The sequence below is a fragment of the Streptomyces sp. WMMC940 genome, assembly GCF_027460265.1.
In the GTDB taxonomy this organism is placed as follows: Bacteria; Actinomycetota; Actinomycetes; order Streptomycetales; family Streptomycetaceae; genus Streptomyces.
Map to the genome: position 1 here is coordinate 7,196,717 of NZ_JAPZBC010000001.1, position 16,050 is coordinate 7,212,766.

General features: G+C 73.0%; 9 protein-coding genes and 1 pseudogene. 6 read left to right on the forward strand and 4 right to left on the reverse strand.

Annotated features, from left to right (window positions below):
- Window positions 1-41: 41 nt before the first annotated feature.
- A pseudogene (locus O7595_RS31730) lies at window positions 42-1,214 on the forward strand (MFS transporter); the annotation flags it as partial.
- Window positions 1,215-1,488: 274 nt separating this feature from the next.
- On the opposite strand, the gene O7595_RS31735 reads toward O7595_RS31730, so the two are convergent.
- On the reverse strand, window positions 1,489-2,205 hold the full coding sequence (locus O7595_RS31735) for a trimeric intracellular cation channel family protein (protein ID WP_269732021.1): 717 nt from the start codon (window positions 2,203-2,205) through the stop codon (window positions 1,489-1,491).
- A 513-nt stretch (window positions 2,206-2,718) separates the two neighbouring features.
- Window positions 2,719-4,080 carry an FAD-dependent oxidoreductase gene (locus O7595_RS31740; protein WP_269732022.1) on the reverse strand — a complete coding sequence of 454 codons (1,362 nt, stop codon included), beginning with the start codon at window positions 4,078-4,080 and terminating at the stop codon, window positions 2,719-2,721.
- A gap of 218 nt (window positions 4,081-4,298) precedes the next feature.
- Between O7595_RS31740 and O7595_RS31745 the strand changes: the two genes are divergently transcribed.
- Complete coding sequence (locus O7595_RS31745) at window positions 4,299-5,600, forward strand: 4-hydroxybenzoate 3-monooxygenase (protein ID WP_269732023.1); 1,302 nt, start codon at window positions 4,299-4,301, stop codon at window positions 5,598-5,600.
- Window positions 5,601-5,721: 121 nt separating this feature from the next.
- Here the strand turns inward: O7595_RS31745 and O7595_RS31750 are convergent, their stop codons facing one another.
- Window positions 5,722-7,299, reverse strand: a complete 1,578-nt coding sequence (locus tag O7595_RS31750) for a glutamate synthase subunit beta (protein ID WP_269732024.1) — start codon at window positions 7,297-7,299, stop codon at window positions 5,722-5,724.
- A 358-nt stretch (window positions 7,300-7,657) separates the two neighbouring features.
- Between O7595_RS31750 and O7595_RS31755 the strand changes: the two genes are divergently transcribed.
- A complete protein-coding gene (locus O7595_RS31755) occupies window positions 7,658-9,700 on the forward strand; it encodes a transglycosylase domain-containing protein (RefSeq protein WP_269732025.1) in 2,043 nt (680 codons plus the stop codon).
- A gap of 23 nt (window positions 9,701-9,723) precedes the next feature.
- Here O7595_RS31755 and O7595_RS31760 read toward each other — a convergent pair whose 3' ends face one another.
- Window positions 9,724-11,442, reverse strand: coding sequence for an alpha/beta hydrolase (locus O7595_RS31760; RefSeq protein WP_269732026.1), 1,719 nt, complete (start codon window positions 11,440-11,442; stop codon window positions 9,724-9,726).
- A 293-nt stretch (window positions 11,443-11,735) separates the two neighbouring features.
- Between O7595_RS31760 and O7595_RS31765 the strand changes: the two genes are divergently transcribed.
- The 3 genes from O7595_RS31765 (at window position 11,736) to O7595_RS31775 (ending at window position 15,837) form a co-directional block, all read left to right on the forward strand.
- Complete coding sequence (locus O7595_RS31765) at window positions 11,736-12,080, forward strand: hypothetical protein (RefSeq protein WP_269732027.1); 345 nt, start codon at window positions 11,736-11,738, stop codon at window positions 12,078-12,080.
- Window positions 12,081-12,391: 311 nt separating this feature from the next.
- Window positions 12,392-13,618, forward strand: coding sequence for an MFS transporter (locus O7595_RS31770; RefSeq protein WP_269732028.1), 1,227 nt, complete (start codon window positions 12,392-12,394; stop codon window positions 13,616-13,618).
- A gap of 419 nt (window positions 13,619-14,037) precedes the next feature.
- Complete coding sequence (locus O7595_RS31775; protein ID WP_443071780.1) at window positions 14,038-15,837, forward strand: S8 family peptidase; 1,800 nt, start codon at window positions 14,038-14,040, stop codon at window positions 15,835-15,837.
- Window positions 15,838-16,050 lie beyond the last annotated feature (213 nt).

The window sequence follows — 16,050 nt, forward strand, 5'->3', positions numbered from 1 at the left end:
TGGGCACCTTCAGGGAACTGACGCCGCAGCAGCGCGCGGCCATGATCGCCACCGTCACCGCGAGCGTGCTGCTGTTCTCCAGTCTGACGAGCGTCATCGTCGCCCTGCCCCGGATCCAGCGGGACTTCGGACTGGACGGTTCCACCCTGCACTGGGTCGTCGTCGTCGCCCTGCTCCCGCTGTGCGCCGTCGCCCTGATCAGCGGGCGGCTCGGCGATGTGCTGGGGCGGCGCCGGGTGTTCCTGCTGGGCATGGCCTGCTTCGGGATCGGTTCGGCGCTGTGCGCGGCCGCGCCCGACGGGCTCGTGCTGGTGGCGGCCCGCGGTGTGCAGGGGCTCGGCGTCGCCCTGGCCGTGCCGCTCGCGCTGGCCAATCTGACCGCCGCGCTGCCCGAGCGGCGGCACGGCTGGGCCATCGGGGTCCAGACGGCCGTCACCAGCTTCTTCGGCGTGGCCGTACCGCTGGGCATCGCGCTGCTCGTGGAGTTCGGCAGCTGGCGCTGGGCGTTCGCCGCCTGCGTTCCGCTGAGCGCGATGGTCGTCGTCACGGCCCGCAGGCACCTCGTGGAGAGCCGGGCGCCCGCCGGGACGTCCATGGACGTCCCGGGCGCGGTGCTCATCGCCGCCGGTCTCACCCTCGTCGTGCTCGCCTGCGAGCGTTCCTCCGATCTGGGCTTCGCCGCGCCGGGCACCCTGCTGCCGCTCGTCACGGGCGCCGCGCTGCTCGCCCTCTTCGTCGCGGTGGAGCTGCGGACCGCCGAACCGCTGCTGGACCTGCGTCCACTGCGTTCCCCGAAAGTCTCCGTCCCGATGACCGCCCTGGCCCTGGTGCAGTGCACCTCGCTCGCCGTCGCCGTCTATGTGACGCTCTATCTGCAGCACGTGCTGGATCTCGGCGCACTGCGCACGGGACTGCTCCTCACGGCGTCCAGCGTCGGCACGGTCGTGCTGTCGCCGCTCGTCGGACGGCTCACCGACCAGGGGTACGGTCGACGGCTCATCCTCACGGGACTGGCGGTGCTCGGCTGCTGCCTGCTGTGGCTGACCTACGGGGTGGCGAACCGCCACGGCACCCTGCTCGTCCCGGCCCTGCTGGTGTTCGGTCTCGCGCCGCCCCTGGTCTACCCGGCGGCGACCGCCCTGATCATGGCGTCCGTGCCCGGCTCGGCGCGAGGCGTCGCCGCGAGCCTGTCCGTGCAGAGCCGTCAGATCGGCGCGGCTGTCGGGCTGGCCCTGCTGAACGCGCTGTTCACCACGGCCGAGTGGGACGAGCGCAACGACCTGTTGGCCTCGGCCGCCGGTGACGGCGACGACTTCACCCCGCGGGAGCAGCGCGCCCTGGACACCGTGCTCTCGCGTGAGGAGGAGCGGCAGGAACTGCTCGCCCGGCTTCCCGGCGCCGCGCACGAGCGGGTCGGGGCGGCGGCCGACAGCGCGTTCGTGACCGCGCTCGAGGTCAGCCTGCTGACGCTGGGAGGTCTGATTCTGTTCAGCGCAGCCCTGCTCGCCCTGGTGGGCGGCCTCGGCCGAAGCGCCGTGCCTCCGGACGGGGCGGCGCCGGCCGCTCGCTCCTCCAGGCGAGCGGGCCCTTCCAGCCGTAGCGCAGGGCCAGCAGCCGGAGAACGAAGGTGGCGAGCATGGCGGCGGCGCTGCTGACCGGTCCGAGCAGGCCGAACTGCAGCAGTACGGCCACGGTGCCCGCGCCGAGCACGGAGGGCAGCGCGTACATCTCGCGGTCGCGGCGCAGCAGCGAGGGCACCTCCATGGCGAGCAGGTCCCTCAGTACGCCGCCGCCCACGGCCGTCGCGACCCCGATGGCGGCGGCGTGGAACGGCTCGATGCCCCACAGCGCGGCCTTGACCGTGCCGGCGACGCTGAACAGCCCGAGCCCTGCCGCGTCCACGACCTGCACCGCTCCGCCGATGCGGTTGATCGCGGGATGCAGGAAGAACACCAGCGTCCCGGCGATGATGGGGGTGACGAAGTAGCCCATGTCCCGGAAGGCAGCGGGCGGGACGTCGCCGATGACGAGGTCCCGGAAGATGCCGCCGCCGAGTGCGGTGATCTCGGCGAGCGCCATGATGCCGAAGACGTCGAACTTCATGCGCACGGCCACCAGCGCACCGGTGACCGCGAAGATGAAGATGCCCGAGAGGTCCGCCACCAGGTGCACCGAGTGATCGAAGATCTCGTAGGTCTGCGCCACTCCCGATCTGTTCCTGGCACGGTGGACCGCGAGGCTCCGCCATTGGGGCGACCCGGCGGGGCCGGAGCCCGGTGATCGCCGACACCCCTGCGGACCGGCGCCCCGGGCGGGACGGAGGCGGCGGACCGGCGAGCGTCGACCGCACCACGCGTGAGGCGGGTGGCGCCCTCCGGACCCGCCGGACGGCGCCCGGGGCAACGAGGTCCGTGCGGTCTTCCGGTCCGGACCGCTCCGACTCCCCGCGGCGGCCTGCCCCGCCGGAGCGTGCGCGCCCATGCACGTCGACGGGGCGAGCAGGCCGTGCCGAGAACGTGCCCGCCGTACTGAGAGCCGTCCCCGTTCGGAAACCGTGGCGGAACCCGCCCGCAGTGCCGCACCGAGTGGCGGGTCACGGCCGTGCGGGCGCGGTGGCCGCCCCGGCATGACCGGCAGCGGCCCCGGCGGGCAGCCGCACGGCCGTACAGCCGTGTGCCCGGTGCCGATGGGGCACCCCGGGGCCGCAGGCCCCGTCCGTCAGGCGCCGCTCGCGCGGAGCATCCCCTCGCGGTCCACGATCTTCACCCGCTCGCGGCCCTGGGGCTCACCCAGCGCGCGCTCGGCCTCGTCCAGCCGGTACCAGCCGTCCCACGTGGTGTACCGGACGTCCCGGTTCTCGAGGAAGGCCACGACCGCCTCGGGGTCCGGCGCCGACGGCGTGTGCAGACGGTCGTTGGCGTGGTCGTCGAGGAGGCTCGCGACCGTCTCGTTGGCATCGCCCTTGGTGTGGCCGATGAGTCCGACGGGTCCGCGCTTGATCCATCCGGTGACGTACGTCGACTGCAGGTGCTTCCCGGCCTCGACCACGCGGCCCGCCTCGTGCGGCACCGTGCCGCTTCCCAGGTCGAAGGGCAGTTTGGCGACCTCCTCGGAGAGGTAGCCGACCGCTCGGTACACCGCCTGGACGTCCCAGTCGTGGAACTCACCCGTGCCGGTGACGTTCCCGCTGCCGTCGAGCGCCGTCCGCTCGGTGCGCAGCCCCGTCACCCTGCCGTCCTCGCCCACGACCTCGATCGGGGACTCGAAGAAGTGGAGGAACAGCTTGTGCGGCCGGTCGCCGACGTCCCGGATCGCCCAGTTCTCCAGCGTCTTCGCGACCATGTCCGCCTGCTTGTTGGCGCGGCGCGTGGCGATGGAGCCCTCGTCGTAGTCGATGTCCTCGGGGTTGACGATGACCTCGATGCTGGGGGAGTGGTCGAGTTCGCGCAGCTCCATGGGGCTGAACTTCGCCTGCGCGGGGCCACGGCGGCCGAACACGTGCACTTCGCGGGCCCTGTTCACGGCCAGCCCGTCGTACACGTTCGGCGGGATCTCCGTGGGCAGCAGTTCGTCGGCGGTCTTGGCGAGGACACGGGCCACGTCGAGCGCGACGTTGCCGACGCCGAGCACCGCCACCTTCTCCGCCTCCAGCGGCCAGGTACGCGCCACGTCCGGGTGGCCGTCGTACCAGGACACGAAATCGGCCGCGCCGTAGGAGCCCTCGAGGTCGATGCCGGGTATGTCGAGCGCCCGGTCGGCGTTGGCGCCCGTGGAGAAGACCACCGCGTCGTAGAAGGTGCGGAGGTCGTCGAGGCCGATGTCACCCGGGTAGTCGACGTTGCCGAACACCCGGATCTGCGGCTTGTCGAGCACCTGGTGGAGGGCGGTGATGATGCCCTTGATCCGCGGGTGGTCCGGTGCCACGCCGTACCTGATCAGCCCGAACGGGGCCGGCAGCCGCTCGAAGAGGTCGATGGACACACCGGGGTCGGCGGCGGCCTCGGACTTCAGCAGGGCGTCGGCGGCGTAGATCCCCGCGGGTCCGGCTCCGACGACAGCGACCCGCAGGGGGCGAGGCATGACGATTTCCCTTCGAACGGCAACGACGGTCTCGCCGATCACTCTCTCACCCGGATGACCTGGTCAGGTAAGGGGGCCCTAATTTATGACCTCATAAGCGGGGCTTATGGGTTCTCAAAGTGGACGCCGATGAGTGCGTGTCGTTCCCGGCCGGACCCCTGCGGGGCGGGGCTCCGTGCCGCCCCGATGTCTTGACTGATCACCGTCATAATGGCCGGGTGACTTCCGACACCCCCACTCCGTCACCGGCCGCTCCCACGTCGTCACCCACCGCGGCCCCCGCGCCGCGCCCCGCCCCCACGACGTCCCCCGCGACCTCCGCGGCGCCCGCACCGCACCGCACCCGTGTCGTCGTCGTGGGGGCGGGCCCCGCCGGGCTCACCGTCGCGAACATCCTTCGGGCCGCCTCCGTCGACTGCCTCGTGCTGGAGACCGAGAGCCGCGCGTTCATCGAGCAACGGCCTCGGGCCGGATTCCTGGAGGAGTGGGCGGTGCGGGCCCTGGAGCGGCGCGGCCTCGCCGACGGCCTGCTGGAACGGGCCGAGGCGTACGGCGAGTTCGAGTTCCGGTTCGCCGGCGAACGCCATCGCTTTCCGTACGGCGAGCTGGCGGGACGCCGTCACTTCGTGTACCCGCAGCCGCTGCTGGTGACCGACCTCGTGCGCGGATACGCGGACGACATGGGCGGTGACATCCGGTTCGACGTCCGCGACGTGGAGTTGCACGGTCTCGACACGGACCGGCCCTCCGTCACGTACACGGATCCGGACACGGGCCGGCGGCAGCGCGTCGACTGCGACGCCGTGGCCGGGTGCGACGGCGCGCGAGGGGTGTCCCGCGGAAGCGTGCCACCGGAGCACTCCACCGTCGCCAGGCACGACTACGGCATCGGCTGGCTCGCCCTCCTCGCCGAGGCCCCGCCCTCCAGCGACTGCGTCGTCCTCGGCGTCCACCCCGACGGCTTTGCCGCACACATGGCCCGCAGTCCCCGGGTCACCCGCTACTACCTCGAGTGCCCGCCGGGGGACGACCCCGCGAACTGGCCGCACGAACGCGTGTGGTCCGAGCTGCGCCGCCGGCTCGCGGCCGCGGGTGCGCCGCCGCTCACCGAGGGCCGGCTCATCGAGAAGCGCGTGCTCGACATGCACAACTACGTCGTGGAGCCCATGTCGTACGGCCGGCTCCACCTCGCCGGGGACGCGGCGCACCTCACCGCTCCGATCGCCGCGAAGGGGTTGAACCTGGCCCTGTACGACGCACTGCTGCTCGGCGACGCGCTCGTGGCGTACTGCACCGCGGGTGAGACCCGTGGGCTGCGTGCGTACTCGGCGGAGTGCCTGCGGCGGGCGTGGCAGTACCAGGAGTTCTCGCAGTGGCTCTCGGAGGTCATGCACGGTGCCTCCTCGGGCGATCCGTTCCGCGCGGGCATCGCGACCGCCCGCCTCAGGCGCATTTTCGACTCGCCCGCCGCCGCGGCCGCGTTCGCCGAGCTGTACATCGGCAAGGAGATCGACTGCTGACCGGCCGCCCGGGGCCGGTGCCGACGCCCCGGGGACGCCGGCGGCGTCCGGTCCTGGGGTGCCCGGGCCCCGGTGCTCATCCGCCCGGATCCACGCCCTCCCGCGTCCCGGGCGCCGGTGCTCAGGCGACCAGGGGACGGTCCCACGGTGCGATCGGCGCCGGCAGCACCGTGGAGCCGGTGAGATAGCGGTCCGCCGCCGCGGCGGCCGCCCGTCCCTCCGCGATGGCCCAGACCACCAGTGACTGCCCGCGTCCCGCGTCGCCGGCGACGAACACCCCCTCCGTGCGCGGGTGCTCGCCGTCCCGCCCGGCCCGACCCGACGCGGGGTCCGCACCGGTCGGGGAGTCCCGTCCACCGGCGGCGTCACGGCCCGACGGAGGTGCCGGCAGGGCGCCGAAGTCACCGCCCCGGGCGAAGTTGCCCCGGCCGTCCACGGACAGCCCCAGCTGCTCCATCAGGCCCGAGCCCTGCTCGGGCCCTGAGAAGCCCAGGGCGATCAGCACCAGCTCCGCCGGCAGGACCCGTTCGGTCCCCGGCAGCGGACTCCTCGCCGCCGGCTCCACCTCGGTCAGGCACAGCCGGCGCACATGCCCCGCCGTATCGCCTTCGAAGTGAAGGGTCGCCGAGGAGAACAGCCGAGGGTCGATCCCCTCGCGACCGCGTGCCTCCGCGTGGGCGTGGGATATCCGGTACACCTTCGGGTGCGTCACGGGCCACGGCTGCGCGTGCGGCCTGGCCTCCCCGGGCTCCGGATTGATGTCCAACTGAACCGCGGAGAGCGCACCCTGGCGCAGGACGGTGCCGAGGCAGTCGGAGCCGGTGTCCCCGCCCCCGACGATCACGGCGTGCTTGCCCTCGGCGGTCACCGGGGGAGCGGCGTAGTCGCCCTCCTGGACGCGATTCGCGTACGTCAGGTAGTCCATGGCCTGGTGGATGCCGAACAGCTCCCGGCCCGGCACCGGCAGCTCGCGCCGCTCCGTGGCGCCCACCGCGACGATCAGCGCGTCATGGCGCCGTCTGAGCTCGGCGGCGTCCAGCTCCCCGCCGACGTCCACACCCGTCCGGAACTTGGTCCCCTCCTCACGCATCTGGTCGATGCGGCGGTCGAGATGGCGCTTCTCCATCTTGAACTCGGGAATGCCGTAGCGGAGCAGGCCGCCCAGCCGGTCGTCGCGCTCGTAGACGACCACGGTGTGGCCCGTGCGGGTCAGCTGTTGCGCCGCCGCCAGTCCCGCCGGACCGGACCCGACGACGGCCACGGTCCTGCCGCTGAGCCGCTGCGGCGGCTGCGGCGGCGCGTACCCGCGCTCCCACGCCTCGTCGGCGATGGTCTGCTCGACGTTCTTGATCGTCACCGGGTCGGTGTTGATCGCCAGGACGCACGCGTCCTCGCACGGCGCCGGACACAGCCTCCCGGTGAACTCGGGGAAGTTGTTCGTCGCGTGCAGCCGTTCCGCCGCGGCCTGCCAGTCCCCGCGCGAGGCGTACGCGTTCCACTCCGGGATGAGATTGCCCAGCGGACAGCCGCTGTGGCAGAAGGGGATGCCGCAGTCCATGCAGCGCAGGGCCTGCTCGGACACGAGCGGGAGCAGCGCCTGCCCCGCGTAGACCTCCCGCCAGTCGTCCAGGCGCTCCTCGACGGGGCGCGGCGGGACGGGCCGCCGGGGGATCCTGAGGAAGCCGCGTGGGTCGGTCATGCGCCGCCTCCGTCATCCACTCTCACCGCACTGCGACGTTCTGACCAGCCTACGCCTGGTTCGTCCCGTCTTGTCACGGTCCGAGGAGCACCCGGCTGCGCACGGCCGTGCGCAGCCGGGTCCACGCATGCCGCACCTGCACGCCGGACCGCTCGAGCACCGGCGGTGCCGCCGTGCCCCTGGACGTGACCCGCCGGTAGCGCCACGAGGCGGAAATCGGCCCCGGGGTTCCCGTCGCGCGGCGTGCCGTCCTTCACAGTGCCGCCGGGCAACGCCGGGGCCGCGCGCAGCGTATTGCTCGGTGAGACCGCGTGCCGCGGGGGCGTGCGCGCGGGGCCCGACCGAGGAGCAGCCGCAGATGAGCGAAGAAGCCCAGCCGTCCCGCTCGCGCCTCCGGCGGAGCGTGCCGAGTCGCCGCCGCCGGATCGACTACCCGCGCCGCGGCAGACAGGGTTTCCGGCGGTGGCTCCCCTCCTGGAAGCTGCTCCTGGGCGCCTTCTCGACCGCGGTCGTCGGGCTGCTGGCGCTCTTCGCCGCCGTCTACGCCTATGTCGACATTCCCAGCGAGAACGCGGCGGCGCGCCAGGAGGCCAACGTCTACTACTGGTCCGACGGGACCCAGATGGTGAGCGTCGGCGCGGTGAACCGGCAGAACCTGCCGCTGTCGCGGATCCCCGTCTCCGTCCGCAACGCCGCCATCGCGGCCGAGAACGCCCGCTTCTACGAGGACTCCGGCGTCTCGGTCTCCGGTCTCGCCCGGGCCGTCGCGAACATGGCCCGGGGCCAGGAGACCCAGGGCGGCTCCACCATCACCCAGCAGTACGTCAAGAACACCTACCTCTCGCAGGAGCAGACGCTGTCCCGGAAGGTGCAGGAGTTCTGCATCGCACTGAAGCTCGACAGCCGCAAGACCAAGGACGAGATCCTCCAGGGGTACCTGAACACCAGCTGGTTCGGCCGCGGCGCCTACGGGATCCAGGCCGCCTCCAACGCGTACTACGGCATCGGTGCCGAAAAGTTGAATCCCAGTCAGGGAGCTTTTCTCGCCGCCCTGTTGAAAGGCGGCAACGACTACGACCCGGCGCTCGGCGCGAGCCGGCACAAGCGCGCGGTGGAGCGCTGGTCCTGGATCCTGGACCGCCAGGTCGAACTGGGCATGATGAGCGCGGGGGAGCGGGCCCGGTACAAGGCGTTCCCGGCGCCCCGCCCCCAGTCCAAGTCCACCAATCTGAGCGGACAGACCGGCTATCTCGTCGACCTCGCCAAGCGCTACGTCAAGAAGCGGACCGACCTCACCGACGCCGACCTGGACCGCGGCGGCTACCGGATCCACACCACGTTCGACCGGGCGGCCGTCCAGCAGCTCGAACGCTCCGTCCAGGGCGTACTCAAGCGGAACATCGACCCGAAGTCCCGTGCGGAGGACCGCCACGTGCAGGTCGGCGCCGCCTCGGTGCGGCCCGACGACGGCGCGATCGTCGCCGTCTACGGCGGCCCGGACGCCACCGCGCACTTCACCAACAACGCCGACACCTCCGGGGTGCCCGCGGGCTCGGTCTTCAAGCCGTTCGTCCTCGCCGCGGCGCTCCAGCACGGTGCCGTGGCCGACGACGGCTCCGTGCAGGCCGTCTCCACCGAGAGCGCCTTCGACGAGTCCGGCCGGCTGACCACGGGGCTCTCGCCGGTACGGCAGGAGCGGGCGTTCGTGTCCCCACTGGACACCGCCCGCGGCCTGCTGACCCTGCGCAAGGCGATGGCTGCCGGTGTCAACGCCCCGTTCGAACGCCTGGGTTCGGCCATCGGACTGGCACGGGTCGAGGACATGGCGGTGGGAGCGGGCATGCTCCGGGACAGCATGGCGCCCCGTACCCGGGAGTTCCCGCTCGGCACCTCCTCGCCCAGCGCCATCCGGGTGGCAGGCTCGTACGCGACCTTCGCCGGCGCGGGCGTGCGGCACGAGCCGTACTCCGTCACCAAGGTGCTCCGCGGGGACGAGCCCGTCGCCGGCCTCGCACGGCCCGCGTCGCGCCGCGTCATGGACCCCGAGGTGGCCCTCGACGTCACCTCCGTACTGGAGGACACCGCGTTCGGCACCCCGGCGGCGTCCGCCACCGGCGCCCTCGGCCGGTTCGCCGGTGCGGCCACGGGGCGGAGCGACACCCAGCGTGCGGCATGGTTCGCCGGGTACACCGGGAACCTGTCCACGGCCGTGACGATGTTCCGTTCCCAGCCGGGGAAACCGCTTCTCCCCATGGCCGGCACCGGCGGTGAGGGAACGGTGCGCGGCAGCGTCTTCCCGGCCCGGATCTGGGCGGACTACATGACCTCCGACGCCCTGCGGAAGATCGCGCCGACCCGGCCCGTCGCGGCCCCGGCCCCCACCGCCCCGTCGCCGGAGTAGGGGGCCGCCGTCCGGCCGGGGCCTCAGGTGCAGTGGGTGCCGTCCGCGGGTGGCACGCCCTCGATCAGGTACCTGTCGACGGCCCTGTCGACGCAGACGCTGCCGACGTTGTACGCGCTGTGCCCGTCGCCCTCGCGGGTCAGCAGCACACCGGACTCCAGCTGCCCGGCCAGGGACTCCGCCCAGTCGTACGGCGTCGCCGGGTCCCGGGTGGTGCCCACGACCAGGATCGGCGGAGTGCCCGGAGCGGAGACCGTGCGCGGCGTGCCGACGGAGTCGACGGGCCAGTCCGCGCAGCCGAGCGCGGCCCAGGCGAGCCATTCGCCGAACACGGGGGACGCCTCCCGGAAGGAGGGCAGCGCGGCCTGCAACTCCTCGGCCGACGTGACGGCCGGCGGCAGGTCCAGACACGAGATCGCCAGGAAGGAGTGGCCGTACGAGTCCTCGCCGGCGTCTGCGACCATCCCCGAGAACTCCGTGCCGTTGCCCGCGAGTGCCGCGGCGACGGCTGACTCCAGCACGGGCCAGGAGTCCCTGCTGTACAGCGACTGCGCCATGATCACCACAGCGCTGTCCCGGTCGAGGAGTTCGGTGCCGCTCACCGGGAGCGGGGCACGGTCCAGCCGTGCCAGCAGATCGGTCAGGCGCTTCGCCGCCCTGGCCGGATCGGTGCCGAGGGGGCACTCCGGCCGGCTCGCGCAGTCGGCGAGGAAGGCGTCCAGGGCCCGCTGGAAACCGGCGGCCTGGCCGCGGAGCGACTCCAGCGCGTCCAGCCGGGGGTCCACCGCGGCGTCCAGGGCCAGCCGGCCGACCCGGTCGGGGAAGAGGTCGGCGTACAGCGTGCCCAGGTACGTGCCGTAGGAGACGCCCAGGAAGTTCAGCCCGGGATCGCCCAGGACGGCGCGGAGCACGTCCATGTCGCGGGCCGTCTCCAGGGTGGACACATGGCCCAGGCGCGGTCCCGTCACGGAGCGGCAGGCGGCCCCGGTCTCCCGGGTGGTCCGGACGAGTCCGTCGACCTCGGCCGGGGTGTCGGGGGTGATGTCGACCGGGCCGGCGTCCCCGGCCGCCCGGACGGGCGCACAGCGCACCGGGGCGCTCTCGCCGACACCGCGCGGATCGAAGCCGACGACGTCGTACCTGGCGGCGAGTTCGGGGGTGGTCGGCAGCTCGGCAGCGGACTTCACGGCATCGACGCCCGACACACCGGGCCCTCCGGGGTTGTAGAGCAGCGAGCCGAGCCGGCGGTCGGGATCGGCCGCCCGCACGCGGGCGAGCGACAGCCGGATGGTGCCGGCGGCCGGGTCGGCGTAGTCCAGCGGTACCTCCAGCAGGCCGCACTGGACGTCGGTGCCGCAGGTCTCCCAGTCGATCCGCTGCGCGTAGTACGGGCGGAGCCCTTCCGGGACGGAGGAGGGGATGCTCGCCGCGGTTCCCTGGGAGCGGGTCGCCGAGCTCCCGTCGTCGGCTGCCGCCGAGGCCGGGAGCCCCGCTCCGGCGGTCAGCGCCAGCGGCACGGCCGACAGCAGCGCCGTCGCCCGGCGACCGCGCAGGTCCGCGGGCCGGTCGCGGCCGGAGCGTTTGATCGGCGCGCCGGCGGCGGCCACGGCCCGGTACAGGGCCGCTCGCAGCCCGGCCGCCCGGCGTCGGGCGGCCCGGCGCGCACGGCCCGGGACGCCGCGCGCGGGGCCGGCGTGCACGGGCCGGCCGGGGCGGTCGTGGCCGGGCACTCGGGTGTTCATCGTCGCTCCCTTCTGCGGACGGCCGCGGCAGCGGCCCACTCCCGAGTGAAGCGGCGGAGCGCGCGCGGGAACACGTCCGGGAATGCGTGGCTTGACAGTCCGGGCACCCTCTGGAACGGGGTGTATGCGCAGGTCGGAGGCGGGGTGCCGCGATCCGTCAGGTCCACCGCCCGCGAGATCGTGTGATGACGTGGTTTTGGCGGCGTACGGGTGATGTGCGGGACGAGCAGGAACCGCTACGCCGCCGGGGAGCGCCCTCAGTGGTGTCAGTGACGCAACCACTGGAGGCTTTCATGACTGCTGAGCCCCTTCTTTCGCTGTCGTCGGTGCTGTCGGAGGCGGGCGCCGATCCCTACCGGGTCCCCGGTGCGCGTGACATCGACGGGCTGTACCCCGCGATGGCGGGTGACGGAGCCGAACTCCTGCCGCCCGCCCCGCGGGAGCGGCTGCCCATCCCGCTCGCGGCGCACGACCGGCGGCGACTGGACCTGCACTCGGCCCTGACCGCCAACGGCGTCGCGCCGCTGCCGGGGGACCTAGACGCGATCAACATCCTGAGCGCGCTCGACGACCGGACGGTGGAGACCATCCTGCACTGGATCACCGTCCCCGGCCCGAGGCCGGCCCGCGCCAGTTGACCGCCCGGTGCGACGGGCCGTTCCCGAACGCCGCGAAGGGCCCGGAGTCGGGGGAGGGAGCACCGCGAGCGTACGCCCGCGACCGCCACGGCGGCCGCGGGCGTACGTCTGTCCCGGGCCGGCGCACGCCACGAGGGCGCGGTTGCGGCTGATCGTCTGATGGACACGGGCAGCGCCGTCCGCCACGGCCCGCCTGTGTCATGAGTGCGGGTGCTCCGAACACGCGGCCTCGTCACCTCCGGCCGGCGGACCGCGACGCCCGTACGTCGTGGCGGGCGTCCCGGACGGCGCACCGCTCGTAGGGTGCCGGGATGGCGGACGGCACGGGCGGAACAGGCGGGGTGGGGCAGGGCGGAGCACGAGGGGGAGGACGCCCGGGATATCCGGCGGCTGCCGCCGTGTTCGCGATCGGCATGGCCGGGACGACCCTCCCCACGCCGCTGTACGGGCTCTACCAGGAACAGATCGGCTTCTCCGAGCTGATGGTGACGGTCGTCTTCGCCGTGTACGCGGTCGCCGTCATCACCGCCCTCCTCGTGGCCGGCAACTACTCCGACGTCGTCGGGCGCCGGCCCGTACTGCTGGCCGCCATGGGCTTCTCGGCGGCCAGCGCCTGCTGCTTCCTGCTCGAGACCGGTCTGCCGTTGCTGTTCGCGGGACGGCTGCTCTCGGGCTTCGCGGCCGGGCTGCTCAGCGGTGCCGCGACGGCCGCCGTCATCGAACTCGCCGCGCCGGCGAAGAAGGCGCGCGCCGCCTTCGCGGCCACCGCCGCGAACATGGGCGGCCTGGGCTGCGGGCCACTGCTGTCCGGACTGCTCGCGGAGTACGCGCCGTGGCCGCTGAAGCTGGTCTTCTGGGTGCACCTCGGACTGATCGCGGCGGCCTGCGTGCTGACCTGGCTGCTGCCGGAGACGGTGGAGGACCCGCGGCGATGGCCCCGGCTGAGCCCGCAGGGGCTCTCCGTGCCGCCCGGGGTGAAGGGCGTCTTCGTGCCCGCGTCCGTCGCGGCGTTCGCCGGGTTCGCCCTGCTCGGCCTCTTCACGGCCGTGGCGCCCAGCTTCGTCGCGCGGACCCTGGACGTGCACAACCTGGCCGTGACGGGCGCCGTCGTGTTCTCCGTGTTCCTGGCCTCGACCTTCGGCCAGTCGATGACACCGAAGGTCGGCGCCGCCCGGGCGCTCCCCGCCGGCTGCGGCGTACTCGTCGTCGGGCTGCTGTTCGTGGCCTCGTCGCTGATCGTCCAGTCCCTGCCGCTGCTCGTTCTCGGCGCGCTCTTCGGCGGCGCCGGCCAGGGCCTCGCCTTCCGCGCCGCCCTCACCCTGGTCAGCGGCGCGGCGCCGGCGCACCACCGGGGCGGGACCATCTCGGCGTTCTTCGTCGTCGCGTACGCCGGGATCTCCTTGCCCGTGGTCGGCGTCGGCGCCCTGGCCATGGGGCTGGGGCTGCGCACCGCGGGACTCGTCTTCGCCGGCTGTGTCACGGTGGTCGCCGCCTGCGCGGGCGCGTACGCGGCACTCCACCCGCCGAGCCAGGGCTGACGGTCCCGCGTCGCGCGGGCCCCGCCGTTCGGCGTGCTGCTGAGCACTCCACTTCGGCAAGGCGCCCCGCCGGACCGATGCGCATCCGTTTCGTGCGCCGCCCGGCCGTGCCGTCCCCGCGGCGCTGCAACGGCCGCCGCCCGCCGTGACCCGCGGAGTCCGTCTCCGCGGGTCACGCATGCACCGTCAGCCCGCCTGCCACCGTCCGCATGCCGGGGGCGCGTGGCCGCCCGCCGGTGAGACAAGCCGTCCGACTGAGGCTCAAAACAGGCGGAATGGACGCCAACCATTTGTGTTCCGGGGCCAGTTGGGCGACGGAACACCTTCCCTTGCGGCGTCGTCGTCTGAGATCTTGCGTCCATTCCGTTCATCACACGCCCGGTGCGCGCCTCGGCGCGGCCGGGCTCTCGGAGGACGCATTGCCTACCCCCCTCATATCCAGCCGACTGAGACGTCCGCTCGTGGCGGCCGCCGCCATCGGCGCGGCCCTGGTGACCGCGGTCCCCGCGAGCGCGGCGCAGGCCGCGCCCGGAGCGGCGAGCGGTCCCACCACGTCCGCGGCGCCCACCGCGCCGCAGGCCGCGTGGGCCGCCGGGACCCGTGCGTACCTGGTGATCACCGCACCCGGTGACACCTCCGCGGTGCGCGGCGCGGTCACCACCAACGGCGGCACCGTGTTCGCGCACTACGACGCGATCGGTGTGATCGTGGCGCACTCCACGTCCTCGGCGTTCGCCGGCAGCATGCGCGGCGTCGCCGGGGTGCAGCAGGTCGGCGCGACCCGCACCTCGGACGTCCCCGCTGACGCGTACAACCCCGCGCTGCCCGCGACCCCGTCGCAGTCGCCGACCACCCTCACCGAGTCCAACCGCTGGGACATGACCCAGATCAAGGCGGACAAGGCGTGGGCGGTCAGCACCGGTTCCTCCTCGGTCAAGGTCGGTGTCCTCGACACCGGCGTCGACGACCTGCACCAGGACATCGCGCCCAACTTCAACGCGGCGGACTCGGTTTCCTGCGCCTACGGCCGGCCCGACACCCGTGCCGGTGCCTGGCGCGACATCGGCGACCACGGCACGCACGTCGCGGGCACCATCGCCGCGGCCAGGAACGGCAAGGGCGTCATCGGTGTCGCCCCCGGTGTGCGGATCTCCTCCGTCCGTATCGCCGAACCCACGACCAGCATGTTCTTCGCCGAGAACACCATCTGCGGTTTCATGTGGGCCGGTGACCACGGCTTCAAGGTCACCAACAACAGCTACTACACCGATCCGTGGATGTTCAACTGCCCGGACAACGCCGACCAGGCCGCGATCATCGAGGGTGTGAAGCGCGCCCAGCAGTACGCGGAGGGGAAGGGCTCGCTCCAGGTCGCCGCCGCAGGCAACTCCAACTACGACCTGGCGAACAAGCGCACCGACCGCTCCAGCCCCAACGACTCGAATCCTGTGACCCGCACCATCACCAACGCCTGCATCGACATCCCGACCGAGTTGCCGGGCGTCGTCACGGTCGCGGCGATGGGGAACGGCAACGTCAAGGCGTCGTACTCCAACTTCGGGCGGAGCATCATCGATGTCGCCGCACCCGGCGGTGACGGTGCGTCAGGGGTGTACTCCACGCTCCCGGGCGGCAAGTACGGCAACATGAACGGCACGTCGATGGCGTCCCCGCACGTGGCGGGAGTCGCGGCGCTGCTGGCGAGCACCGACCCGGGCGCCACACCGGCCGATCTGCGTGCCCGGCTCGCCGCGCAGGCCAACGACACCGCCTGCCCGTCCGACAGCCGCTGCACGGGTACGACCGCCGACAACGCCTTCTTCGGCGAGGGCCAGGTCGACGCGCTGAAGGCGGTCGGCGGCACGCCGCCCCCGGCCCGCTACTTCGAGAACACCACCGACGTGGCCGTCAACGACAACGCCACCGCCGAGTCGTCCATCGCCGTGACCGGGATCGCGGGCAACGCCCCGACGGCGCTCAAGGTCGGTGTGGACATCAAGCACACGTACCGAGGTGACCTGGTGCTGTCCCTCGTCGCCCCGGACGGCACGGTGTACCCGCTGGAGGACTTCCCGGACGGCGACAGTGCCGACAACGTCGTGAAGACGTACACGGTGAACGCCTCGTCGGAGGTCGCCGCCGGCATCTGGAAGCTGCGCGTACGGGACACCGCAGCCCAGGACACGGGTCGTATCGACGCCTGGAACCTCACCTTCTAGCGGTTCGGGCCGAGCGCAACACGGGCCCCGGGGAGCGCATCCGTGCCTTCCCCGGGGCCCGTCCGTGCCCGGGCCCCGGAAGGGGCGGTTCCCGCGAAGGCCGTCAGCCGCGCGGTCGGGGAAGGCGTGGCGAGCGGCCGGGCGGTCCGTGGATGCATAGGTTCTGCACCATCACCGTCCGAAAGGTGCAAAGTGGACATGGACCGGGGCCCG

Bases quoted from the DNA above. Each gene is read 5' to 3' on its own strand.
- O7595_RS31750 (WP_269732024.1), bottom strand. From the start codon at position 7,299: ATGACCGACCCACGCGGCTTCCTCAGGATCCCCCGGCGGCCCGTCCCG.
- O7595_RS31765 (WP_269732027.1), top strand. From the start codon at position 11,736: ATGACTGCTGAGCCCCTTCTTTCGCTGTCGTCGGTGCTGTCGGAGGCG.
- O7595_RS31760 (WP_269732026.1), bottom strand. From the start codon at position 11,442: ATGAACACCCGAGTGCCCGGCCACGACCGCCCCGGCCGGCCCGTGCAC.
- O7595_RS31755 (WP_269732025.1), top strand. From the start codon at position 7,658: ATGAGCGAAGAAGCCCAGCCGTCCCGCTCGCGCCTCCGGCGGAGCGTG.
- O7595_RS31770 (WP_269732028.1), top strand. From the start codon at position 12,392: ATGGCGGACGGCACGGGCGGAACAGGCGGGGTGGGGCAGGGCGGAGCA.
- O7595_RS31740 (WP_269732022.1), bottom strand. From the start codon at position 4,080: ATGCCTCGCCCCCTGCGGGTCGCTGTCGTCGGAGCCGGACCCGCGGGG.